Annotated in this window: 26 protein-coding genes; all 26 read right to left on the reverse strand. The window is 61.3% G+C overall.

The window, feature by feature from the left end; translation table 11 throughout:
* Position 1: 1 nt before the first annotated feature.
* Positions 2 to 787 (reverse strand): flagellar biosynthetic protein FliR, encoded by a 786-nt coding sequence (gene fliR / locus BM416_RS05995; RefSeq protein WP_092486510.1) that lies wholly within the window; start codon positions 785 to 787, stop codon positions 2 to 4.
* 4 nt (positions 788 to 791) lie between these two features.
* A complete protein-coding gene (fliQ, locus tag BM416_RS06000) occupies positions 792 to 1,061 on the reverse strand; it encodes a flagellar biosynthesis protein FliQ (protein WP_027603863.1) in 270 nt (89 codons plus the stop codon).
* Positions 1,062 to 1,079: 18 nt separating this feature from the next.
* A complete protein-coding gene (fliP, locus tag BM416_RS06005; protein WP_092486513.1) occupies positions 1,080 to 1,823 on the reverse strand; it encodes a flagellar type III secretion system pore protein FliP in 744 nt (247 codons plus the stop codon).
* Positions 1,823 to 2,257 carry a flagellar biosynthetic protein FliO gene (fliO, locus tag BM416_RS06010; protein WP_092486516.1) on the reverse strand — a complete coding sequence of 145 codons (435 nt, stop codon included), beginning with the start codon at positions 2,255 to 2,257 and terminating at the stop codon, positions 1,823 to 1,825. The genes fliP and fliO overlap by 1 nt, the downstream gene beginning before the upstream one ends.
* 1 nt (position 2,258) lies before the next feature.
* On the reverse strand, positions 2,259 to 2,726 hold the full coding sequence (gene fliN / locus BM416_RS06015; protein ID WP_027603860.1) for a flagellar motor switch protein FliN: 468 nt from the start codon (positions 2,724 to 2,726) through the stop codon (positions 2,259 to 2,261).
* Positions 2,727 to 2,764: 38 nt separating this feature from the next.
* On the reverse strand, positions 2,765 to 3,733 hold the full coding sequence (gene fliM, locus BM416_RS06020) for a flagellar motor switch protein FliM (RefSeq protein WP_065924963.1): 969 nt from the start codon (positions 3,731 to 3,733) through the stop codon (positions 2,765 to 2,767).
* A gap of 9 nt (positions 3,734 to 3,742) precedes the next feature.
* A complete protein-coding gene (gene fliL / locus BM416_RS06025; protein WP_065924962.1) occupies positions 3,743 to 4,249 on the reverse strand; it encodes a flagellar basal body-associated protein FliL in 507 nt (168 codons plus the stop codon).
* 260 nt (positions 4,250 to 4,509) lie between these two features.
* A complete protein-coding gene (locus BM416_RS06030; RefSeq protein WP_092486519.1) occupies positions 4,510 to 5,850 on the reverse strand; it encodes a flagellar hook-length control protein FliK in 1,341 nt (446 codons plus the stop codon).
* Between the two features lie 86 nt (positions 5,851 to 5,936).
* Positions 5,937 to 6,281: an Hpt domain-containing protein gene (locus BM416_RS06035; protein ID WP_065924960.1), complete on the reverse strand. Its 345-nt coding sequence runs from the start codon at positions 6,279 to 6,281 to the stop codon at positions 5,937 to 5,939.
* 30 nt (positions 6,282 to 6,311) lie between these two features.
* A complete protein-coding gene (locus BM416_RS06040) occupies positions 6,312 to 8,030 on the reverse strand; it encodes an ATP-binding SpoIIE family protein phosphatase (RefSeq protein ID WP_092486522.1) in 1,719 nt (572 codons plus the stop codon).
* Positions 8,027 to 8,332: an STAS domain-containing protein gene (locus tag BM416_RS06045; protein WP_092486525.1), complete on the reverse strand. Its 306-nt coding sequence runs from the start codon at positions 8,330 to 8,332 to the stop codon at positions 8,027 to 8,029. The genes BM416_RS06040 and BM416_RS06045 overlap by 4 nt, the downstream gene beginning before the upstream one ends.
* Positions 8,333 to 8,427: 95 nt before the next feature.
* Positions 8,428 to 8,877 (reverse strand): flagellar export protein FliJ, encoded by a 450-nt coding sequence (gene fliJ, locus BM416_RS06050; protein WP_027603853.1) that lies wholly within the window; start codon positions 8,875 to 8,877, stop codon positions 8,428 to 8,430.
* Between the two features lie 3 nt (positions 8,878 to 8,880).
* Entirely contained in the window at positions 8,881 to 10,239 is a 1,359-nt protein-coding gene (gene fliI / locus BM416_RS06055) for a flagellar protein export ATPase FliI (RefSeq protein ID WP_027603852.1), read from the reverse strand.
* Positions 10,229 to 10,993: a flagellar assembly protein FliH gene (gene fliH / locus BM416_RS06060; protein ID WP_065940563.1), complete on the reverse strand. Its 765-nt coding sequence runs from the start codon at positions 10,991 to 10,993 to the stop codon at positions 10,229 to 10,231. The genes fliI and fliH overlap by 11 nt, the downstream gene beginning before the upstream one ends.
* Before the next feature lie 10 nt (positions 10,994 to 11,003).
* On the reverse strand, positions 11,004 to 12,020 hold the full coding sequence (gene fliG, locus BM416_RS06065; RefSeq protein WP_017527617.1) for a flagellar motor switch protein FliG: 1,017 nt from the start codon (positions 12,018 to 12,020) through the stop codon (positions 11,004 to 11,006).
* The gene (fliF, locus tag BM416_RS06070; RefSeq protein WP_027603850.1) at positions 12,013 to 13,791 is read right to left on the reverse strand and encodes a flagellar basal-body MS-ring/collar protein FliF; all 1,779 of its coding nucleotides are present in this window, start codon (positions 13,789 to 13,791) and stop codon (positions 12,013 to 12,015) included. The genes fliG and fliF overlap by 8 nt, the downstream gene beginning before the upstream one ends.
* A 16-nt stretch (positions 13,792 to 13,807) precedes the next feature.
* On the reverse strand, positions 13,808 to 14,137 hold the full coding sequence (gene fliE, locus BM416_RS06075) for a flagellar hook-basal body complex protein FliE (RefSeq protein ID WP_005790083.1): 330 nt from the start codon (positions 14,135 to 14,137) through the stop codon (positions 13,808 to 13,810).
* A 128-nt stretch (positions 14,138 to 14,265) separates the two neighbouring features.
* Positions 14,266 to 15,642, reverse strand: coding sequence for a sigma-54-dependent transcriptional regulator (locus tag BM416_RS06080; protein ID WP_092486528.1), 1,377 nt, complete (start codon positions 15,640 to 15,642; stop codon positions 14,266 to 14,268).
* Positions 15,643 to 15,646: 4 nt separating this feature from the next.
* Entirely contained in the window at positions 15,647 to 16,858 is a 1,212-nt protein-coding gene (locus BM416_RS06085; protein WP_092486530.1) for a sensor histidine kinase, read from the reverse strand.
* A 110-nt stretch (positions 16,859 to 16,968) separates the two neighbouring features.
* The gene (locus tag BM416_RS06090) at positions 16,969 to 18,444 is read right to left on the reverse strand and encodes a sigma-54 dependent transcriptional regulator (protein WP_027603847.1); all 1,476 of its coding nucleotides are present in this window, start codon (positions 18,442 to 18,444) and stop codon (positions 16,969 to 16,971) included.
* Between the two features lie 168 nt (positions 18,445 to 18,612).
* A complete protein-coding gene (fliT, locus tag BM416_RS06095; protein ID WP_027603846.1) occupies positions 18,613 to 18,909 on the reverse strand; it encodes a flagellar protein FliT in 297 nt (98 codons plus the stop codon).
* Positions 18,910 to 18,950: 41 nt separating this feature from the next.
* Positions 18,951 to 19,355 carry a flagellar export chaperone FliS gene (fliS, locus tag BM416_RS06100; protein WP_065924954.1) on the reverse strand — a complete coding sequence of 135 codons (405 nt, stop codon included), beginning with the start codon at positions 19,353 to 19,355 and terminating at the stop codon, positions 18,951 to 18,953.
* A 141-nt stretch (positions 19,356 to 19,496) separates the two neighbouring features.
* Complete coding sequence (fliD, locus tag BM416_RS06105) at positions 19,497 to 20,888, reverse strand: flagellar filament capping protein FliD (RefSeq protein WP_092486533.1); 1,392 nt, start codon at positions 20,886 to 20,888, stop codon at positions 19,497 to 19,499.
* Between the two features lie 80 nt (positions 20,889 to 20,968).
* Positions 20,969 to 21,322, reverse strand: coding sequence for a flagellar protein FlaG (locus tag BM416_RS06110; protein ID WP_027603843.1), 354 nt, complete (start codon positions 21,320 to 21,322; stop codon positions 20,969 to 20,971).
* A 74-nt stretch (positions 21,323 to 21,396) separates the two neighbouring features.
* The gene (locus BM416_RS06115; RefSeq protein WP_027603842.1) at positions 21,397 to 22,821 is read right to left on the reverse strand and encodes a flagellin N-terminal helical domain-containing protein; all 1,425 of its coding nucleotides are present in this window, start codon (positions 22,819 to 22,821) and stop codon (positions 21,397 to 21,399) included.
* A 264-nt stretch (positions 22,822 to 23,085) separates the two neighbouring features.
* Positions 23,086 to 24,015: a ketoacyl-ACP synthase III gene (locus BM416_RS06120; protein WP_092486536.1), complete on the reverse strand. Its 930-nt coding sequence runs from the start codon at positions 24,013 to 24,015 to the stop codon at positions 23,086 to 23,088.
* Positions 24,016 to 24,091: the final 76 nt, after the last annotated feature.

Here is a 24,091-nt window from a genome sequence, read left to right on the forward strand (position 1 = left end):
CTCAGCGCGCCCGTGCCAGATCACGTAAGAACTGCAGGGCGTCGGTCGCCAGCGGTTGATACTGATTGAGAATGTCGGCCAGGCCGATCCAGAAAATCCCCATGCCCAGCACCAGGGTCAAGGGGAAACCAATGGAGAAAATGTTCAGCTGTGGCGCCGCGCGGGTCATGACGCCAAACGCGATGTTGACCACCAGCAGCGCGGTGATCGCCGGCAATACCAGCAACAGCGAGGCGCCAAGCACCCAGCCGAGGCGCCCGACCACTTCCCAGAAGTGATTGACCACCAGCCCGGAGCCCACCGGTAAGGTGGTAAAGCTTTCGGTCAACACCTCGAACGCCACCAGGTGACCGTTCATGGCCAGGAACAGCAGGGTCACCAGCATGGTCAGGAATTGCCCGATCACCGCCGCCGACACGCCGTTGGTAGGGTCGACCATAGAGGCGAAGCCCATGCCCATCTGGATCGAGATGATTTGCCCGGCAATCACAAACGCCTGGAAGAACAGTTGCAGGGAAAAGCCCAGCATGGCGCCGATCAGGATCTGTTCGGCGATCAGCATCAGGGCGCTGAGGTCCAGGGCATTCACCGGCGGCATGGGCGGCAAGCCCGGCACCAGCACCACGGTAATGGCCACGGCGAAATACAGGCGCACCCGGCGTGGAACCAGGGTCGTGCCGAACACCGGCATGGCCATCAGCATGGCCGTCACCCGGAACAACGGCAGGATGAACGAGGCCACCCACGTGCTGATCTGGGTGTCGGTCAATGCCAGCAAGGACTGCATCGGGTCAGCCGATCAACTGCGGAATACTGCCGTACAGCTGCAGGATGTATTCCATGAAGGTTTGCACCAGCCACGGGCCGGCGACAATCAGGGTGATCAGCATCACCAGCAGGCGCGGCAGGAAACTCAAGGTCTGTTCGTTGATCTGGGTCGCGGCCTGGAACATCGCCACCAGCAGGCCCACCAACAGGCTCGGCACCACCAGCACGGCAACCATCACGGTGGTCAGCCACAGCGCTTCACGGAACAGGTCGACGGCGACTTCTGGGGTCATGCTGCTTCACCTAACACATCACACCCCTCCGAAACTGCCGGCCAACGTGCCGATAATCAGCGCCCAACCGTCCACCAGCACAAACAGCATGATCTTGAACGGCAACGAAATAATCAGCGGCGACAGCATCATCATCCCCATGGCCATCAGCACGCTCGCCACCACCAGGTCGATGATCAGGAACGGGATAAAGATCATGAAGCCGATCTGGAACGCGGTCTTCAGTTCCGAGGTGACGAACGCCGGCACCAGGATGGTCAGCGGCGCCTGGTCCGGGGTCGCGATGTCGGTACGCTTGGACAGGCGCATGAACAGCTCAAGGTCGCTGGAGCGGGTCTGCGACAGCATGAAATCCTTGATCGGCCCTTGCGCCCGGTCAATCGCGACCTGAGCCGTGATGGTCTCGGCCAGGTATGGCTGCAGGGCTTGCCGGTTCACCTTGTCGAACACCGGCGCCATGATGAACATCGTCAAGAACAACGCCATGCCGGTGAGGATCTGGTTCGACGGCGTCTGTTGCAGGCCCAGGGCCTGACGCAGGATCGAGAACACAATGATGATCCGCGTAAAGCTGGTCATCAGCATGACAAACGCCGGGATAAAGCTCAGCGCGGTCATGATCAGCAGGATCTGCAGGCTGACCGAATACTCCTGGGCCCCTGCCGCGTTGGTACCCAGCGTAATCGCCGGGATCGACAACGGGTCGGCGGCCAGCGCCAATGGCGCGGCCAGCAACAGCATGAGCGTCAATAAAACGCGCATTACTTCTTATCCTTCTGATCCTTGCCCAGCAATTCCATCAGGCGCTGGGCGAATTCTGGCGTGGCGGGCTGGGATTGGGTGGTTGGCACCGGGGTCTTGAGCACATGCAGCGGCGTGATTCGGCCGGGGGTAATGCCCAGCAGGATCTGTTCCTCGCCCACTTGCACCAGCACCAGTCGGTCTCGCGGGCCGAGGGCGCGCGAGCCGATCATTTCGATGACCTGGGCATTGCCCGGGCCGATGCTCTGCACGCGCCGCATCAGCCAGGCCAACCCGAAGATCAAGCCGACCACCAGCAACAGGCCCAGCACCAGCTGCGTCAGTTGCCCGCCAACGCTGCCGCCGACGGGTGCAGCGGCAACCTGGGCCGCCGGCTCCGCCGCCCACGCCACCAATGGCAGCGCGGCTAACAGTCCCACCATCAGCCGTTTCATATCAGCGCAACTTCTTGATGCGTTCGCTTGGGCTGATCACGTCGGTCAGGCGGATGCCGAACTTTTCGTTGACCACCACCACTTCGCCGTGGGCGATCAGGGTGCCGTTGACCAGCACGTCCAGCGGCTCACCGGCCAGGCGATCCAGCTCGATCACCGAGCCCTGGTTGAGTTGCAGCAGGTTGCGGATGTTGATGTCGGTGCTGCCCACTTCCATGGAGATCGACACCGGGATGTCGAGGATCACGTCCAGGTTCGGCCCATCGAGGGTCACCGGGTCGTTGTTCTTCGGCACGCTGCCGAACTCTTCCATGGGCAGGCGATTACCTGCTGGTGCTGTGGCGGCATCAGCGGCCAGCAGTGCGTCGATATCGTCCTGGCCAACATCGCCGGTCTCTTCCAGGGCCGCAGCCCACTCGTCAGCCAGGGCCTGGTCTTCGGCGGAAGTGTTTTCGTGTTCGGTAGCCATTACATGTCCTCGGCGGAGCAAACATTCATAAATAGGGATCAGCGACGGTTGATCGGCTCAACCACTTGCAAAGCGAGGTTGCCCTTGTGGGACCCCAGCTTGACCTTGAACGACGGCACGCCGTTGGCGCGCATGATCATTTCGTTCGGCAATTCGACCGGGATAATGTCCCCCGGCTGCATGTGCAAAATATCCCGCAGGCGCAACTGGCGTCGGGCCACGGTAGCGCTCAGCGGCACGTCGACATCCAGCAGGTCTTCGCGCAGGGCCTTGACCCAGCGTTCGTCCTGGTCGTCCAGGTCGGACTGGAAGCCGGCGTCGAGCATTTCGCGCACCGGCTCGATCATCGAGTACGGCATGGTCACGTGCAGGTCGCCACCACCGCCATCGAGCTCGATGTGGAACGTGGACACCACAATGGCCTCGCTCGGCCCGACGATGTTGGCCATGGCCGGGTTCACTTCCGAGTTGATGTACTCGAAATTGACTTCCATGATCGCCTGCCAGGCTTCCTTCAAGTCAATGAAGGCCTGTTCCAGCACCATACGCACCACGCGCAATTCGGTAGGGGTGAATTCACGGCCCTCGATCTTGGCGTGACGGCCGTCACCGCCGAAGAAGTTGTCCACCAGCTTGAACACCAGCTTGGCGTCGAGGATGAACAGCGCGGTACCGCGCAATGGCTTGATCTTGACCAAGTTGAGGCTGGTGGGCACGTACAGCGAGTGCACGTACTCGCCGAACTTCATCACCTGCACGCCACCCACTGCCACGTCCGCCGAGCGGCGCAGCATGTTGAACATGCTGATCCGGGTGTAACGGGCGAAACGTTCGTTGATCATCTCAAGGGTCGGCATGCGTCCACGGACGATGCGATCCTGGCTGGTCAGGTCATAACTTTTGACGCTGCCGGGCTCGGCAGCCATTTCAGTCTGTACCAGACCGTCGTCGACGCCATGCAACAGCGCGTCGATTTCATCCTGGGACAGCAGGTCCTGCACGGCCATGGGGTGATCCTACTGCAATACGAAATTAGTGAAGAGCGCCTGCTCGATCACGACTTTGCCGAGCTCCTTCTGGGCCACTTCCTGCACGCTGGCAGTGACCTTCTGGCGCAGCATTTCCTGGCCCACCGGGGTGGCCAGGGTGTCGAAACTCTGCCCGGAGAACAGCATCACCAGGTTGTTGCGGATCACGGGCATATGCACCTTGAGGGCATCCAGGTCCGACTGGTTACGCGCCAGCAAAGTGATGCTCACCTGCAGGTAGCGTTGACGACCGTTCTGGTTGAAGTTGGCGACAAAGGCCGGAAGCATCGGCTCGAAGATTGCCGGTTGCTTGGCGTTAGTGGCGGTTTCGGCGGCAGGTGCCGGCTTGCTGGCACTGCTGTGCATGATGTACCAGGTGCCGCCCACCGAGGCGCCGATGGCCAGGAGCAGGCCCACGACAATCATCAGGATAAGCTTGAGCTTGCCTTTGCCTGCGGGTGCGGGTGCTTTTGCTGCGTCGTCGCTCTTCGCCATGCCAATAATCCGTCACTATTCGGGGATTCATAGATCTACGGAAAGGCAAGAGCAAGTGTTATGCCAGAGTTGTCTGGCGGGACACAGACAAAGGAACGCCACAAAAAAATGTGGAAGGGGGGGGGTTGCTGTGGTTGATGGGCTTGTCCCTCGACAACGGGACTGCTGCGCAGTCCAGCGCGGGGCAAGCCCGCTCACCACAGCAAGCCCACCCACTACAGTAAGCCCCCTCCCACATTTTTTCCTATGCCAGACTCACATCAGGCGTAGTAATCGACGGCGCTGGAGCCGATCACCGTCGAAGTCACGGGCGCCACGGCTTCGGCCACTTCAATGTGGCTGCCGCTGTCGCTGCTGTCGCCACCCCGCCCGCTGCGACTAACGCCCCCCGTCTGCGCCTGCTGTTGCTGCTGCTCCTGGCCACGGGACTGGTCGGACACGTTCACATCCACCTGCCCCATGCCCTGCTGGGCGAACATCTCGCGCAAGCGACCGGACTGGCTTTCCAGGGCTTCACGCACCACCGGGTGGGCACTCATGAAGTTGACCTGGGCCTGCTGGTCGGCGGTCATGTTGACCTTGATGTCCAGGCGCCCGAGCTCAGCCGGCTGCAACTGGATCTCCGCCGACTTGAGGTTGGCGCTGGAGAGGTACATCACACGGTTGACGATCTCGTCGGTCCAGCCGCTCTGATGCATGGCCAGCGGCGCATTCGTCACCGGCGGCAAGGCATTCGCGGTTTTCGGCGTGGCCGCCTGGGTCAATGCGGCCAGGCGGTTGGCGAAGTCATCGACGCGGGTGTCGCTGCTGGCCTCCTTCAAGTCCTTGAGGCCGCTTTCGATCAAGCCACTGAAGGCCTTGTCGCCGCCCTGGTCCGTACTGTCCTTGGTGGCTTGCTGGTCGACCATGGTGGCCAGGCCGGCGGCAAAGTTCTGGGCGGCGGTAGGCTGGTCCTGGGTGGTCGTCGGTGCGGTTTTGGCCGGTGCCTGGCTGCTGGCCGACACGTGCCCGCCCTGCTCCATTGCCAGGCGTACGGCCGGCATGGCGTCCAGGGGATCGGCCTCAGGGTCGAAGGCCGGCGTGGCGTCCTCGGTCGCTGCGATTGGCGCCGCAACCACGGGTGCAGCCTTGTCATCCTTGGCAGCGGCAACGGGTGCCGGGGTTTCCACCGGCACTGGCACCACCACCACCGGGGTGACCGTGGCAATCAATGCCGGGTCGACCACCGGGTCCACCGCAGGCTGCTGCGCCAGGGCCGGATCCACAGGTGCAGCGTCATCCTTGCTGGCAGTGTCGTCGGACGATGCCGCAGGCTTGGCAGGCAAGGTATTGCCGCTATCGGCAACCGCTGGCGTGGCGGCGGCAGGTTTGTCGTTGCCCGCCGCAGGCTTGGCGCTGGCATCGACAGGCTTGTCCCGCGTGGGCTTGGCCGAGTTGTCATCAGCCTTGACCGTGGGTTTGGAACCCTGGCTGGCGAACACCTGAGCGAAGCCAGGGCCCTTGTCCCGTGGGTCCGCAGCCACTGCCGGTGGATTGACGGCAGGCGCTTGAGGCTTGGCCGCAGGGGCAGCCTGGAGAAGCGAATTCGGGGCGACTGGCATAGGTAAAGGTCTCCACTGCATGGGGATCGGGGATGCAGTATCAGGAGGTAGAGCAAGAGTCGGGCCAGGTTTTCAAACTGATGGAATCAAATCTGGAACCGCTGCCGCTCCGACTCATACATCGGCTTCACCAAGGCAAACTCATGATCGATCTGGTCCACCAGCGCCCCCAGGTCCGCCGCGGCCTCGACCGACTCCGCCTCCAAGCGCTGGCACAGGTACGCCAACCGCACTGCGCCGAGGTTGCCACTGCTGCCCTTGAAGCTATGGGCGATACGCCCCAGTGCCTTGGCGTCGTCCCGTGCCTTGCGCAACGCTTCGACGCGTTTTTGGGAATCATCGAGGAAGGTATCGAGCAGCTTGGGGTACTCGCCTTCCATGACCTCCTGCAAACCCGACAACACGTCCGGGTCCATATGAATCTCAGCCACTTGCTCGCTCCTTGATCAAGAATCGGCGGATTATGCCAGAGCCCCCCAGCAAAACTCTACGCAGACACTGCGCCCGCCGTCGGACCAGAGCACCTCGCTGCTGAGTTGACGCACCAGGCTCAGGCCCCGACCGGACAGGCAATCAATGTCCAGCGGCCGGGCCAGCACCTGCTCCACGTCGAACCCTGGCCCACTGTCTTCAACGCGCAGGGTCATCTTGCCGCCCGCCTCGGTGGGCACCACCTGCACATGCACGCGCACATAACCACTGTTCAACTGCGCCAGGCGGTCATTGCGCTGGCGATAATACTCGGCAAAGCCCTGGGCATCGCGCTTGAGCCGCGAGTCCAGGCCAAGCACGCCATGTTCCAGCGCATTGGAATACAACTCGGCCATGACGCTGTAGAGCGCCCCGCTCTGCTCGCGCAGCCCCTGGATCTCCAGCAGCAGTTGCAGCAGGTAGGGCAAGGGGTTGTAACGCTTGAGGGTTTCGGCACGAAATTCGAAACTCACCGACCAATCCAGCGGGCACGACTGGCCGCTGTCGGCATACAACGGCCCGGTGGCCCGCAGCGGCTGCCCGGGACGCAGTGTGATTTCCACCATGCTCACATCATCCCGCGTCACACCGCGAAAGGCCGCCAGGGCCTGCTCGATGTCGTCGAAGAGCCGGTCGGGATCACGGTTGGCGGCAAAGACCCGCTGCAAGCGCTCGACGCCAAACAGCTGGTCGTTGGCGTCGGCGGTGTCCAGCACGCCATCGGAGAGCAGGAACACGCGGTCACCCAGCGCCATGGGCCAGACCTCGGTGCGATCATCAAACGCCTCAGCCGACAGCACCCCCAACGGCAAATGCCGCGACTGCAGCGGCACGCGCTTGCCGCTGGCAACTTCATGCACATAGCCTTCGGGCATGCCGCCGTTCCACACCTCCACCACCCGTCGCTGCGTGCTCAGGCACAGCAGGGTGGCGCAGCAGAACATATCCACCGGCAGGATGCGCTTGAGCTTGGCATTCATCTCCCGCAGGATCTGCGCCAGGCCGTAGCCCTTGGCAGTCATGCCGTAGAACACCTCCGCCAGGGGCATGGCGCCCACCGCCGCCGGCAGGCCATGGCCGGTGAAATCGCCAAGCAGCACGTGCATGTCGCCCGACGGCGTATATGCCGCCAGCAGCAGATCGCCGTTGAACAGCGCATAGGGCGATTGCAGGTAGCGGATATTCGGCGCCGCGTTGATGCAGCCGGAATGGGCGACTTTATCGAACACCGCCTTGGCCACCCGCTGCTCACGCAACAGGTACTCATGGTGCCTGGCGATCTGGTCACGCTGCTGCAGCATCGTTGCCTGCAGCCGGCGCAGGCGGTCCATGGCGTTGATCTTGGCCGCCAGGATCAGCTGGTTGTAGGGTTTGGGCAGGAAATCATCGCCGCCGGCATCCAGGCACTCGGCCAGGGCGGCACTCTCGCGCAGGGACGTGAGGAAGATGATCGGCACCAACTCCTCCCCCGCCAACTGCTTGATCCACCGCGCGGCGGCCAGGCCATCCATCACGGGCATGATCGCGTCCATCAACACCAGCTGTGGACGCTCGCGCGCGAATAGCTCAACGGCCTCCTCGCCATTGGTTGCAGTGAGCACCTGGTGCCCCTGGCGTCGCACAATGGTCGACAGCAACAGCAGGTCGGCGGCGCTGTCTTCGGCGATCAGGATCGTCAGCGGCTCAACCGCGGGGGCCAGGGCGCTCAATTGATGTCGAACAATTTGTCGAAGTTGGAGATAGCGAGGATCTTGCGCACATCGGGGTTGGTGTTGATCACCTGGACCTCCGACTCCTCGCCGCCGGCATGGTCCCTCAACAGCAGGAGCATGCCCAGGGCCGAACTGTCCATATAAGTGGTTTCCTTCAGGTCGACCACATACGACTCAGGCACCTTGTAGAAACGCTCGTAAGCCTCACGAAACGCCTGGTGGCTGCTGAAATCGAACCGACCCTTGATTGCGATCGTCAACTTCTTCCCGTCCAGGGATACTTCTGACTCAATTGACATGCGACTGCTTCCTTGTCATAGGCATAGACACAAGGTGTAGCAGGCGAATGGGATACCAGCAACACAGCAGATCAAATGTGGCAGGCGGGCAACCGTCAGTATTGTGATTGGCGCGGCAGGCGCTGGGACAATTCGTCGAGCAGTTTCTGCTCGCGCTTGTCTTCCAATGCCCGCGCTTCGTCGATGTAGCGCTGCACCAGTTTGCGCAGGCCCTCGACGCGGGCGAAGGCTTGCTGCCAGCTCTCGCGGGCCTTGTCGAGGTTGTTCTGGTGCCAGGCCAGGCTTTGGCGCTGCTGGCCGACGGCCGTCTCCAGCTGATTGAGAAAGCCCTGGTAACCCATCAGCCATTGCCCCGACACACCTTGCGTGCCGCGTTCGATCCATTGCTGCTGGTACTCGCCACGAAAGCGCTCCAGGTCGCCCAGCTTGCTTTCCGCCAAACGCACTTGCCCCTGGAAATACCCCAGGCGCTGGACCGCGGTTTTCTCGGCTTTTTCGGCCATGTCGACCACCGGGGCCAGGCGCGCAGCGCGGCTGTTGGCCATGGCTTAGCCGCCCGGCGCAGGAGCGAAGATCGAACCCAGGTGCGCTTCGCTTTCACCCATGCTGATCTTGTCGTTGAGGCCCTGGCGCAAGTAGGTCACCAACTGCGGTTGCAGGGCGATCGCCAGGTCGGTGTCGCGGTCGCCGCCGGCCACATAGGCGCCGACGCTGATCAAGTCGCGGCTCTGTTGATAACGCGACCACAGCTGCTTGAACTGCTGCGCGCGGGCCATATGCTCCGGCGTGACCACCGCCGGCATGACCCGGCTGATGGACGCTTCGATGTCGATGGCCGGGTAGTGCCCCTCCTCCGCCAAACGCCGCGACAGCACGATGTGGCCGTCGAGCACGCCCCGCGCCGAGTCGGCGATGGGATCCTGCTGGTCATCGCCTTCGGACAATACGGTGTAGAACGCGGTGATCGAGCCGCCACCGGCCTCGGCATTACCGGCGCGCTCCACCAGTTTGGGCAGCTTGGCGAACACCGACGGCGGATAGCCCTTGGTGGCCGGGGGCTCGCCGATGGCCAGGGCGATTTCCCGCTGGGCCTGGGCGAAACGAGTGAGGGAGTCCATCAGCAACAGGACATTCTTGCCCTTGTCGCGAAAATATTCGGCGATGCGTGTGCAGTACATGGCCGCGCGCAGACGCATCAGCGGCGCATCGTCCGCTGGCGACGCAACGACGACCGAACGCTTGAGGCCTTCTTCGCCGAGGCTGTGTTCGATGAACTCCTTCACCTCGCGGCCCCGCTCGCCGATCAGGCCCACCACGATGATGTCGGCCTCGGTAAAGCGCGTCATCATGCCGAGCAACACCGACTTACCCACCCCCGTACCCGCGAACAGGCCCAGACGCTGGCCGCGGCCGACCGTCAATAAACCGTTGATGCTGCGAATCCCCACGTCCAGCGGCACGCTGATGGGGTTGCGGTTGAGCGGGTTGATGGTGGGGCCGTCCATCGGCACCCAGTCTTCGGCTTTCATGCCGCCCTTGCCGTCCAGTGCGCGACCGGCGCCGTCCAGCACCCGGCCGAGCATGCTCATACCCATGGGCAGGCGACCGGTGTCGGCCAGGGGCACCACACGGGCGCCGGGGGCGATGCCGGCCAGGCTGCCGACGGGCATGAGGAAAATCTTGTTGCCGGAAAAACCCATCACTTCGGCTTCGACCTGCACCGGATGGTAGCTGTCGTCGTTGATCACCATGCAGCGGCTGCCCATGGCGGCCCGCAGGCCCTCGGCTTCGAGGGTCAGGCCGACCATGCGCAACAGGCGCCCTTCGAGGATTGGCTGGCCGGGCAATTCGGTGGCCTCGGCGTAACCGCCCAGGCGCTTGGCGAAGCTGGTGCGATCAAGGCGCATCGGGGGCGTCCAGGTCCACGCTCAGGTCCGGCTCGGCCGGGTTCAGCGCCTGCTCGTGTTGTTGATCAAGCAGCTTGGCCATGATCTGGCTGATGCGGGTTTCCACCGTGGCATCGATGCGGCTGTGTTCGGTCTCGACCCGGCAACCGCCAGGCTGCAGCGCCGCATCTTCGACGATGCGCCAGGTTTCTTCATGGCGCTCGCGCATCGCTTTGACCTGTTCGAAGTCCTGCGGGTTGATGTACAGCCGCACATTGCCGACGCCCAGGGGCAGCAACTTGAGGGCTTCGCGCATCACGCTTTCGATCTGGCTGGAATCCAGCACCAGTTCGCGCTGGATCACCTGGCGGGTAATGTGCTGTACCAGGCCGACCATGGATTTTTCAATTTGCGAATCCTGCTCGGCGATGGGATCGAACAACGTCCCCATCAGACGCTCCAGGCTCTCCAGCTTGACGCTCAGCGCCGCCTCGGCCTCCTGGCGCACCTTGAGGGTAGTGCTGCGAAAACCGTCTTTCTCGCCTGCGGCGAAGCCTTCGTTGTAGGCCTCCTGACGGATGCTTTCCAACTCTTCCAGGGTCAGTGGCTGGACTTCCTCCAGCGGCACTTCTTCCATTTCCACCGGCGGCTCTTCAACCGGTTCCGGCTCGGGCTCGGGCACATGCGGATCGAAGCTGGGCAACGACCAGATGTCGAACCCACCGACGTCCCGTGCGCGAATCAGATCGCTGGGCGCCTCATCTTTGTTCGACATGGGGAGCGCCTTAGATCATTTCTTCGCCGCCCTTCCCACCGAGAACGATTTCTCCGGCTTCGGCCATACGGCGGGCAATGGTGAGGATTTCTTTCTGGGCGGTTTCCACGTCGCTGACGCGCACCGGACCCTTGGCTTCCAGGTCGTCGCGCAACAGCTCGGAGGCACGCTTGGACATGTTCTTGAAGATCTTCTCCTTGACGCCTTCGTCCGAGCCCTTGAGGGCCAGTACCAGCACGTCGGAGGACACTTCGCGCAGCAACGCCTGGATGCCACGGTCGTCGACATCGGAGAGGTTGTTGAACACGAACATGAGGTCTTCGATCTGGCCGGACAGGGTGTCGTCGATCTCGCGGATCGAGTCCATCAACTGGCCTTCGACCGAGCTGTCGAGGAAGTTCATGATGTCGGCCGCGCGCTTGATACCACCCAGGGTGGTGCGCGAGGCGTTCGAGTTGCCCGAGAACTGTTTCTCGAGAATCGTGTTGAGTTCCTTCAGGGCCGCCGGCTGCACGGTGTTCAGCGACGACACGCGCAGGATGATGTCCAGGCGCACCTTATGGTCGAAGTGGCCAAGCACTTCACCGGCCTGGTCCGGGTCGAGGTAGGCCACCACGATTGCCTGGATCTGCGGGTGCTCGTAGCGGATCACGTCGGCGACCGCGCGCGGTTCCATCCACTTGAGGCTGTCCAGGCCACTGGTGTTGCCGCCCAGCAGGATGCGGTCGATCAGGCCGTTGGCCTTGTCTTCGCCCAGGGCCGAGGTGAGCATCTTGCGGATGTAGCTGTCGGAGCCGACGCCCAGGCTGGTCTGGTCGCCGACGATCTCGACGAACTCGCTCATCACCTGTTCGACTTGCTCGCGGTGCACATTGCGCATTTGCGCCATGGCCACGCCCACCCGCTGGACCTCTTTGGGGCCCATATGGCGCAGCACTTGGGCGGCGTCGGTTTCCCCCAGGGACAGCAGCAGGACTGCGGCTTTGTCGACCCGGGAGAGCTTGGCAACAGCGGCTCGATCACTCATCTGCGTTAATCCACTCTTTCACGACCTGGGCCACACGGCCCGGGTCTTCTGCTACCAGACTTTTGATTGCGTTCAACTGCGCGTCATAGCCTTCGCTCGGGCTCGGCAACAGGATGCTTTGCGGGCCGCCGAGGCTGACGCGGTCGTTGGCCAGTTCGCCGTCCAGGCCGCCCATGCCACCTAACTCGACATCGCTGCCACCGAAGGCCGCCAGTTGTTTCTTGCCGTTGCCGGTGATGTTGTTGAGCACCGGACGCAGCACGCCGAACACCAGCACCAGGATGAACAACACACCCAGCACTTGCTTGACGATGTCCCAAAACCACGGCTGGGTGTAGAACGCCGCTTCGGCGATCACTTCGCCACGCTCGGCGGAGAACGGCATGTTGATCACGCTGACGCTGTCACCCCGACTGGCGTCAAAACCAACGGCGTCCTGCACCAGGCGTGTGAAGCGCGCCAATTCGTCGGCGCTCCACGGCGCACGCGTCACGGCACCATCCGCAGCGTTGACCTTGACCTGGTCATCCACCACCACCGACACCGACAGGCGATTGACGCGACCCTGCTGCTGCTTGGTGTGGCTGATGGAACGGTCGAGTTCGAAGTTCTTGGTGGACTGGTTACGCTTGTCCGCCGGGTACGGCGCAAGCATCGGCTGGCCGGTGGCCGGGTCCATGATCTGCTGGCCGTTGGCATCCAACAGTGGCTGGCCAGGCTGGATCGCGCCCGCGGTGGCTGCGGCGCCACCGGTGGTTTGCGGCGCCGAGGCCGGGGCCGGCGGCTGGTTGCTCAGGGCACCCGGCACACCTTGCGGGCCATTGCTGGCGGTACGTTGTTCGCTGGTCGATTGCTCACTGCGCAGGGCCGGTTGGTCCGGGTTGAACTGCTCGGAGGTCGACTCAACGGCGCTGAAGTCCACGTCGGCAGACACTTCCGCCTTGTAGCGGTCATTGCCGAGCACCGGTTGCAGGATGTTGTGCACACGCTGGGTGAGCATGCTTTCCATGCGGCGGCTGTAGTCGAACTGCTTGCCGGCCTGGGTCAGCGCGGAGTTTTCGGCCATGTCGGAGAGCAAGTTGCCCTTCTGGTCGACCACGGTGATTTGCGACTTGCTCAGTTCGGGAACGCTGGTGGCCACCAGGTTGATGATCGCCATGACCTGGCCAGGCTCCAGGGAGCGGCCGGAAAACAGTTCGACCAATACCGACGCACTTGGCTTGCGCTCATCGCGCACAAACACCGAGCTTTTCGGAATTGCCAGGTGCACGCGGGCACCCTTGACGTTGTTCAGGCTGGAAATGGTGCGCGCCAGCTCGCCTTCAAGGCCACGACGATAGCGCGTGGCTTCCATGAACTGGCTGGTCCCCAGGCCCTGGTCCTTGTCGAGGATCTCGAAACCGATATTGCTGTCGGACGGGGTCACGCCGGCGGCGGCCAGCTTCATACGCGCACGGGCCACATCGTCAGCCTTGACCAGCAGGGCGCCGGAGTTGGGCTCCACGGTGTAGGCGATGTCGGCGGCGGCAAGGGTTTCCATGATCTGCTTGGAATCCATGCCTGCCAGGCTGCCATACAACGGCCGGTAATCGGGCTGCTGTGACCACAACACCACGGCAAAACCAATCGCCACGCTGGCAGCCAGGCCGACCATCAGGCCCACCTGACGCAGCATGGTCATTTCCGAGAGGTTTTCCAGGAACGACAGGCCAAACAGCGGCGGCTTGCCGTCTGTCTTGGCGGGTACGTTGTCGGAGACTGCTTCTGCCATGACTTAAATCTCGCCCTTAAACCGGCATCTGCATGATGTCTTGATAGGCCTGAACCAGCTTGTTACGCACTTGGGTCAGGGCCTGGAAGGAGACGCTGGCCTTTTGCGAGGCGACCATCACATCGGTGAGGTCCACGCCGCTTTTGCCGATTTCGAACGCAGTGGCCAACTGGCTGGAAGCTTGCTGGGTGTCACTGACTTTGTTGATGGCCTGGCCGAGCATGTCGGCGAAGCTGCTTTGGCCCAATTCCGGCGCTGGCGCGACGGATTTCGGTTGAGCCATGGCATCCATCTGCATGGCGCGCATATCCAACATCAACCGATTGAACTCAATACCCTGGCTCATGACCTTCTCTCTCCAACCTGCAATTTTTTGACACTACGCAGCGATTACTAGGGGAGGTAGCAACAAGGGTGCCAGATCCGCATCAACTCGTAAGAAAAGGCGACAAACCTTGTCGACCTTCTTACCGGTTACGTGGCGAATAGATACGCTTCCACATCCATTCCGGCGTCACGCATCTGCGCCAGCTTGTAGCGCAGGGTGCGCGGGCTGATGCCCAGGCGCTCGGCGGCCTCTTTGCGCCGGCCGCGCTCGGCGCGCAGGGTGTCGATGATCATCTGGAATTCGCGGCGACGCAGGTCGTCGCCGAGGGCACCGGCCGATTCAGCCTCTGCAACCACCGGCGCGGGCGCCAACGTCGGCAATGGCGCCGCGCCACTGCCCATGGACAGGCAGAAATCCTGGGGCTGGATCAAGCCGCCCTGCTGCAGGATCAGCGCGCGCTGGATGGCGTTGTCCAGCTCCCGTACGTTGCCGGGCCATGGATAACTGATCAGGCAGGCCTGGGCTTGCGCCGACAGCCGCGCCTGGGCGTGCTTCATTTTTTTGACGTGGTTGTTCAGCAGGCGCTCGGCCAGCGGAATGATGTCTGCCGGACGCTCACGCAACGGGCGCCAGGCCAGGGGGAACACCGAGAGACGGTAGAACAGGTCTTCCCGAAAGCGCCCCGCCGCCACTTCGCCGGCGAGGTCACGGTTGGTGGTGGCGACCACACGGATGTCCAACTGGATCGGCTTGCGCGCGCCCACCCGCTCCACTTCCCGCTCTTGCAGCACCCGCAGCAACTTGGCTTGCAGGCCCAGGGGCATTTCCGAAATTTCATCCAGCAGGATGGTGCCGCCATCGGCCTGTTCGAACTTGCCCGCCTGGGCCGCGATGGCACCGGTGAACGAACCTTTCTCATGGCCGAACAGGGTGGCTTCAAGCATGTTGTCGGGGATCGCCGCGCAGTTGATGGCGATAAACGGTTGCTGGGCGCGGGTAGACTGCTGGTGGATATAACGCGCCAGCACCTCTTTACCAGTGCCGGACTCGCCGGAGATCAGCACGGTGGAGTCACTGCGCGCCACACGGGCCGCCAACTCGAGCAATTGTGCACTGGCCGGCTCGAAGGCGATCGGGCCCTCGCCTTCGTTGGCCGGGATCACCCCCAGGGCGTGACGGGCCACCAGTTCGATCAGGGCTTTAGGCTCGAAGGGCTTGACCAGGTAATCCGCCGCGCCCTGGCGCATCGCGTCCACGGCACGCTCCACCGCACCGTGGGCGGTCATCAGCAGCACCGGCAGTTGCGGCTGACGCGCACGCAAGAGACCGAGCAGCTGATGGCCGTCCATGCCGGGCATATTCACGTCGCTGACCACCAGGCTGAAGGCTTCCTGCTCCACCGCGTCCAAGGCGTCCTCGGCAGAACCGACCGCCCGGTAGTCATGGCCCGCCAACAACAGCGTGTCAGCCAATGCTTCACGCAGGGCGCGATCGTCTTCCACCAACAGAACCTTGATAGCCATATCCTTACTCCGCGCTTGCCGCGCATGAAAACAGCGGCAAGGTCATCAATGCACAGGTGCCACGCCCAACGCGGGAATGCAGCTGCAATTCTCCCTGATGGGCACGCGCCACCGCCTTGACCACGGTCAGGCCCAGGCCCGTACCGTTGGCCTTGGTGGTGAAAAAGGGTTCACCCAGGCGCTTGAGCACCACCGGGTCGATGCCGCTGCCGCTGTCGCTGATGCAAAGGCGCAGGGTTTGTCCGCGGTTGTACAGGTGCACCTTGAGGCGCGCGCCGGGGCCGCTGGCCTGGGTGGCGTTTTCGATCAGGTTGAGCAGCGAGCCCACCAGGGTGTCGCGGTTGCAGAGCAGCTCGCCGAGGTGGCTGTCGCACTGCCAGCGCACGTGCACGTCCTGGATATGGGCAGCGGCCGCCGCCTGCAGGGCCTGCATCAGCTGGGCCGGCGTCACGCGGTCGGTCAGCGGCAATTCGCCGCGGGCAAACACCAGCATGTCGCGGACCTGGTGCTCCAATTCATGCAGGCGCTCCTTCAGGCGCCCGGCAAAACGCTGGTGCGTGGCGGCGGGCAATTGCTCATCAGTCAAATGACTGGCGTAGATCAACGCGGCCGACAACGGCGTACGGATCTGATGCGCCAACGAAGCGACCATCCGCCCCAGCGAGGACAAACGCTCATGGCGCGCCAACTGGTCTTGCAGGTGCCGGGTTTCAGTCAGGTCGTTAAGCAGCACTAACTGGCCCGGCTCCGCATCCAGGGAGCGGGTGGCGATGGACAGGCGGCGCCCGTCCTTCAGGGAGATTTCGTGGCCATCGTCCTCACGCGGCGCAAAGCAGCGGGTGATGACATGGCGCCATAGCTCGCCTTCCAGCGGCAGGCCGAGCATGTCGCAGGCCGCCGGGTTGGCTTCACGCACGCGGCCTTCTTCATCGATGACGATCACGCCACCGGGCAACAGCGACAACAGGTTTTGCAGACGATTGGCCAGGCGCTCTTTTTCGGCCAGCTCTTCCATGCGCTGGGCGCTGACCACCGCCAGTTCGCCTTTCAGCTCGGAAACCCGGGCTTCCAGCAGGCTGTAGGAGTCGGTCAGCTGGCTCGACATCTGGCTGAACTGCGAGAACGCCTGTTCAAGCCCCTGGCGGGTCGGCGGCTCGACAGGCGGAACCAGCCCCTGGATGGCAGGGGCCGAAGATAGTTGGGCGGCGTGGGGCATGATGCTCTCTCGCTTGGCTGACCGTCAGTTAAACGGAACGTTGCGAGGGCTGTAGCAATAGTTGTGCCGAAAAAAAACCGCTGAAATATCAGCGGCTTGGAAAACAGGCGTCAATCATCTGCCTGTTCATCACCTTCTTTGCGACTCATACCGTACTTACGCATCTTCTCCACCAGGGTGGTTCGACGGATGCGCAGGCGCTCGGCGGCACGGGCGACGATGCCGTTGGCGTCGTCCAGGGCTTGCTGGATCAACCCCTGCTCGAGGTTGCCGAGGTAGTCCTTCAAGTCCAGGCCTTCAGGCGGCAGCATGGCGGTGGAGCCGAAGTCCGGGGTGTGGCCGTTGATGGCAACCCGTTCTTCCATGTCGCTGCGCAGGCTGTCGACCAGCTGTTCATCTTCGTCGTCGACGTAGCGGAATTTCTTCGGCAGCTCGACCACGCCGATCACACCGTAGGGATGCATGATCGCCATGCGCTCCACCAGGTTGGCCAGTTCACGGACGTTACCGGGCCAGCCGTGGCGGCACAGGGACATGATCGCGGCCGAGTTGAAACGTATCGAACCGCGCTTTTCGTGCTCCATGCGCGAGATCAGTTCGTTCATCAGCAGCGGGATGTCTTCCACGCGCTCACGCAGCGGCGCCATCTCGATCGGGAATACGTTGAGGCGGTAGTACAGGTCTTCGCGGAAACTGCCGACCTCGATCATGCTCTCGAGGTTCTTGTGGGTCGCGGCGATGATGCGCACGTCGACGCTCTGGGTCTTGTTGCTGCCCACGCGCTCGAAGGTGCGCTCCTGCAAGACGCGCAGCAGCTTGACCTGCATCGGCAGCGGCATGTCGCCGATTTCGTCGAGGAACAGGGTGCCGCCGTTGGCCAGCTCGAAACGCCCGGCACGGCTGGTGATCGCCCCGGTAAAGGCGCCCTTCTCGTGGCCGAACAGTTCGCTTTCGAGCAGCTCTGCCGGGATCGCTCCGCAGTTGACCGGCACAAAAGGCCCGTCGCGGCGCTTGGAGTGGTAGTGCAGGTTGCGCGCGACCACTTCCTTGCCGGTGCCCGACTCGCCGAGGATCAGCACGCTGGCGTCGGTATCGGCCACCTGCTGCATCATCTGGCGCACGTGCTGGATGGCACGGCTGGTGCCGACCAGGCTGCGGAACAGGTTGGGTTCGCGGTGGCGACCGCGCTCGCGGGCCTGGTCGTACATCTCGCGATAGACCTGGGCACGGTGCAGGGAATCGAGCAATTTGCTGTAGCTGGGCGGCATTTCCAGGGTGGAAAGCACACGACGGCGCTGGTCTTCGGGCAGGTCGACAGAAGAAATATCGCCTATTAGCAACACCGGAAGGAACTCATCCCAGGTTGACAGTGTCTTTAACAAGCCCAAAACAGCGCCAGGAGCGTTTACCGTCCCGATCAGCACACAAATGACTTCACGGCTCGATGACAATGAGCTGACTACCTGCTGCCAGTCATGGCTGCCGCAGGGCAGATTTTCTTCGCCAAGAAAATTCAAAATCACCGCTAAATCGCGGCGGCGGACGCTATCGTCATCGATCAGCAGAATTTTGGTTTCACGCCACATGCAATAGCAACTTCCCTAGTAAAACGCTCTGCCCAGTGTAAGGGCAATCGAGACGGCCGTAAGACTTCTTACTTTATAGACGTCTGAAATCTGAAAACAGCACTAGTTAAGTCAAAAAAGCTGGCACGGTCAAATTTATGACGCGCCGTTCGGATTAACTGCGTCTGTTCAGCCGAACAAATGGTAAACCTTTGACGCGTTCTTCGCTTGGTTGATCTGCGACATCTCTTCAAAAATCGCCTGGCGCTCGCCCGTCGTCACCTCAAGCAACTGCTGGTATACCGCCAACAGGCTCTCAAGCTTTTCACGCAACGCATCCTCATCCACCGGCGCTTCGCTGAGCACCTCGTCGATCACGTTGCGACAGCCCATGTCCAGCTCGCCAATGGCGTCCCAGTTACGGTCTGCCAGCGCGCCGATCAGCGCTTCACGGGTTTCATCAATGCGTTGCAGTGCTTGGCTCATGACGTATTCCTCAAGGCCCTCAGGCCCCTCTTTGCTGCGCCCTACTCGGTTGCAGCCTGTGGCGCGGCGATGGCATCCCAGCCTTCTTTCACGGTAATCAGCAAACGGGCGACTTCGTCGATCATGTCGGCGTCGTTATGCAGGTTCGCTTCCATCAGACGGTTGGTCATGTACGCATACAGACTTTCCAACTGCTGGACGTAAGCCGGGTTGTCACTCTTTTCAGCATTCAGGCCGTCGCGCAGGCCGATCACGATATCGATGGCCTTGCCGAGCATCAGGCCCTTCTGTGCGATGTCGCCACGCGCCAGCGCCCCCTTGGCCTGGGCCATACGGTCCAGACCGCCTTCCATCAGCATCTGCACCAGGCGATGAGGGCTGGCTTCGGAGATCTGAGCATGGGAATTGACCTTCTGGTATTGGCGAAGGGCTCTCATGGGATTCATGTTTCTACCTCGTGACAGGCGACAGCGAAAAGGATTCTAGTAACCAATATGTCGACTGGCTCGCGAAAAGCTTTAGGGCCAGTCGGGCTTCGATAAAAAAAGGCCAGGCAGTTTGCCTGGCCTTTTTGCATCAGCAGGGGATCAAGAATTGGTTTTGACGTTGTTCAACGCATTGAGTGTGGTCATGACACTGGTGCTTTGCTGACGCAATTGGGCGACCAGGGTGTCCATGGCGTTATATTTGGCCGACAGGCTGCTGGTGAGCAGGGTCATGCGCTCGTCGAGCGTGGCTTGATCCTTGGTCAGATCCTTCAACGTGTTCGACAAGGAGGTAGAGCGCGTCGCCAGGATCCCGGTGCTCGCCTTGGCAAAGTCATCCGTGGCGCTTTTCATGCGCGCCAACATGCCGTCCTTGCCCGTGAACATGCTGTTGATATCGGCGGCGTTGGTTTTAACTGCCGCATCCCACTTTTTGTCATCAATCGCCAGCAGGCCAGTACTCGAACTGGTGGTCACACCGAACTGAGCCAGGGACTTGAAGGCACCAGTGCCCGACAGCGCGTTGAACTCGTTACGGATCGTGCTCTGCAACGAACGCATGGTCGAGTCACCCGTCAACGCTGCCGCCGTGGTGCTGCCGTCCAGGTTCGTGGTGACCTTGGTTTCAGCGTTCATTGCCGTGATTAGGGCGTTGTAGCTATCAATGAACCCCTTGACCCCGGACTTGAGCGCCGTGTTGTTGGTGCTGACGGTGATGAGCGTGGCGTTCTTTTCAACCGTACTGCCCGTTTTGTAAGTCGACGCAGCTACCAGCTTGATATCCACGCCACTAAGAGCACCAGTGATGGTGTTGGACTTGGACACAGAAGAAACACCATCGATGCTGTAGAGCGCATCCTTGGGCGGATCAACGACCGTGGCCCCCACATCCAGCCCCGAGGTGCCAGACAGCGTAAGGTCCGAGCCCGTCCCCATATTGGTCGACGTCAGGATCAATCGAGAGCCATTGGAGTCGGTCTGGATGTTGGCACTGAGCCCCGAAGTACCAAACTGGGTATTGATCGAGTCACGTACCTGCTGCAGGGTCGCGCCGGCTGGAACGCTGAGATCGTAAGCCTTGCCGGACTGACTGATGGTCAGCGTCGTCGGCTTATCAGTGGTGTTGACCACTGTCGAGGTGCCACCGCTGAAGTTTTTGCTCGACAGCTTGGACGCTTGGGCCAGTTGGTCGACGATCAGCCGGAAGCTGCCGTTCGAGGCCGTGTTGCTGGCCGTCATGGTCGCCGTCTTTTCATCCGACGACGAACCGGTCAAACCGGTGAAACTGCTGTCCTTGGTCATGGAGTCCAGGGCACCACGAAACGCATCCAGTGCAGCTTGAACCTTGCCGATCGAAGACAGCGTGGTGGTCGCTTTCGCGGACGCGGTATTGATCTGCGTCTGCTTGGGCACCTTTTCGGCGTTAACCAAGGATGTCACGATCGCTTGCGTATCGATATTCGAACCGATACCACTTACCGTTGAACCCGCCATCATCTATCTCCTGTTCGGTGGCTGCCGTTATCTTGACTTATTACGCCTCAAGCCACGACAGCAACAAGTTTCATGCCAGCTCAGACTTTGTCGTCAAACAACAGGTTGCTTGCGCTGGAAAGGTTCTGTGCCAGCTTCAATGCCGTTTCCGACGGGATCTGGCGAATCACTTCACCACTGTCGGTGGCGATGACCTTGACCACCACACGGTGGGTGGAGTCATCAATGGAAAAGTCCAGTTTGCGCTGGGCCGCTTGTACGAATTCGCGAATATCAGTGACTGCTTTTTCCAGGTCGGCACGCTCAGGCTCTTTGCCTGTGGCCGGTGTTTCCTGGACTTTGGTGACGCTTTTGTCAGTTGCTGCTATCGGTGCAGGCGCGCTTTTAGGTGCAACCGGCGGATAAGACTGGTTCAGCTTTACACTCATGTCCATGTCCAATCTCCTCTAAACCGAAAAAACGGAAGGGCACGTAGACGCGCCCTTCCGTTAGTTACCAAGCGCTGGAATTACTGAAGCAGCTTCAGTACAGCGGATGGCAGCTGGTTGGCCTGCGACAGGATCGCGGTGGAGGCCGATTGCAGGGTTTGTTGCTTGGTCAGTTCGGCGGTTTCGGAAGCGAAGTCGACGTCCTGAACGGTGGAACGTGCAGCGGTGGAGTTCTTCTGAATGTTCTGCAGGTTGTCTGCAGTGGTAGTCAGACGGTTCTGAGTAGCACCCAGGCCCGAACGAACGCCGTCAATGGTGCCGATGGCCTTGTCGATAACAGCCAGCGCGTTTTGAGCGTTGGTAGCGTCGGTCACGTCGGTGTTAGAGATGGTGGTCTTGGTCGACGAAACGGTAGCAGCCGAGAACAAGTCCGATACACCAGTACCAGCGTCGCTCAGGGAGTAGCCTTTAGCCGAATCCAGGGAAACCTGACCGGTCACAACGATTGCAGCAGCACCCAGAGCAGCCGGGGTGGCGAATGCGCCAGCGCCGTCTTTAGCGCCAACCAGGATGTTGGTCTGGGCGTTGGCATCAGCACCAGAGAACGACAGGTTTTCGCCGGAATCCGACTTAACCGACAGGGTTTTGTTGGATTCGTCGTAGTTAACGCTGATGCCCAGTTTGGCAGCGTTCGATTTCAGCTGGTCAGCCAGGCCGGCCAGGTCCTTCACGCCGACGAAATCAACAGCATTACCGCTACCTACAGCCAGTTTGAAGTTCGACGGAGTGGCAGCGCCTACTTCCAGTTTGACTTCAGTGCTGGCGGTAGCGGTCAGGCCACCGATCGAACCGTTCAGGCCCGCAGCGATGTCTTTAGCCGAAGCGCCTGCAGCGTAAGTTACGGTTTTGGTCTGACCGTTGCCGGTAACAGTGATGTCGCCGCCAGCCAGGCCAGTTGCGCTAGGCACGATGGCCTTGGTTTTGATCTGCTGCGAACCAATGTTGTTGGCTGCAACGTTTTCCAGGCTCAGGTTGATGGTTTCGTTAGCGTTGGCGCCAACCTGGATAGCTTTGGTACCGTACGAACCGTCCAGCAGCTTCTGGCCACCGAAAGTAGTGGTTTGCGAGATACGGGTCAGTTCCGAAGTCAGGGCCTGGTATTCGTCGTTGTTCGACTTACGGTCGTCAGCGCTGAGGGAGCCAGTAGCGGAAGACAGAGCCAGGGTACGCATTTTTTGCAGGATGTCGGTCGAAGCCTGCATCGCGCCTTCAGCGGTCTGAGCGATGGAGATACCGTCGTTCACGTTTTTTACTGCTTGGCCCAGGCCGTTGATTTGGCTGGTCAGGCGGTTAGCGATCTGCAGGCCAGCAGCGTCGTCTTTAGCGCTGTTGATACGCAGGCCGGAAGACAGGCGCTGCATGGAGGTGGCCAGGGCGCCGCCGGCTTTGTTCAGGTTGCCCTGAGTAGTGATCGAAGCAATGTTGGTGTTTACTGTTAAAGCCATGACGAAATCCTCGTTGGATGGATACTGCGGCTTCCGGCCCTGGCAACCGCCGGGTGTGGCCTGAGAACCTACGTAATAGTTATCGTCGTGGTAGCCGGTTGCTTGAGGATTTTTTTGATTTTTTTTACTGGCGCCGTGCCACCCCTTGCAATTCAAGGGTTTACGCCGTCCCAAAACCCTTATTTCATTGGGTTTTCTGGCGCCAAATAAAAAACGCCGATGATCCTTCGATCATCGGCGTTTTTTATATGCCCTGTAAAAGGGTCACGGACGATAAAGAATCGCCGATCCCCACGACAGGCCCACACCAAAACCGCTGATCGCCACGCGCTTCCAGGTGGCATCCATCACATGCTTTTCCAGCAGCAGCGGAATGCTCGACGACACCGTGTTGCCAGTCTCGACCATGTCCTTGATGAACTTGTCCACCGGTGCATCTTCAAAACGGCGGGCGACGGCGTCGACAATCGCCGCACTGCCCTGGTGAATGCAGAACGCATCGATATCGTCAGCCTTGAGGTCCGACTCATTGAGCAGCTCGTGCAAATGTGCCGGCACCTTGAGCAAGGCGAAGTTGAACACCTGGCGACCGTTCATGAAGAACACGCCATCGCTGACCTTGAGATGCGGTGCGCCGGAACCGTCGGTGCCGAACTTGGACTTGCCCAGCAACCACGGCGCGTCTTCGCCCATCCAGGTGGCGGTGGCGGCATCGCCGAACAGCATGGTGGTGTTGCGGTCTTCCGGGTCGACGATCTTCGAATACGGGTCGGCGGTGACCAACAGGCCGTTTTTCAGGCCGGTGGCTTCCATGAAGCCCTTCATCGCGTAGATGCCGTAGACGTAGCCGGAGCAGCCCAGGGAAATATCAAACGCCGCCACGTGGGTAGGCAGGCCGAGTTTGTCCTGGACGATCGCGGCCGTGTGGGGCAAACCCTCTTCATCGCCGTTCTGGGTGACGACGATCAGCGCATCGATGGACTCGCGCTTCAAATCCGGGTTGTTGGCAAACAAAGCGTTGACCGCCTCGACACACAGGTCGGAGGTTTCCTGCGCGGCTTCCTTGCGCGGCAGGAACGCCGAACCGATCTTGCCGATGATGAATTCTTCATCCTTGGCGAACTTGGCACCCTGGGCGTAGTTATCGATCCCGTCTGCCGGCACGTAACTGGCGATGCTTTTTATGCCAATCATTGTGGCTTCCCAATACTAAATAGCTGGAGAACACCCCAGGCGTGGCCTGGAGTGCTGACAATAAAGGGGATAACCC

Source organism: Pseudomonas sp. NFACC42-2, from assembly GCF_900116055.1.
In the GTDB taxonomy this organism is placed as follows: Bacteria; Pseudomonadota; Gammaproteobacteria; order Pseudomonadales; family Pseudomonadaceae; genus Aquipseudomonas; species Aquipseudomonas marginalis.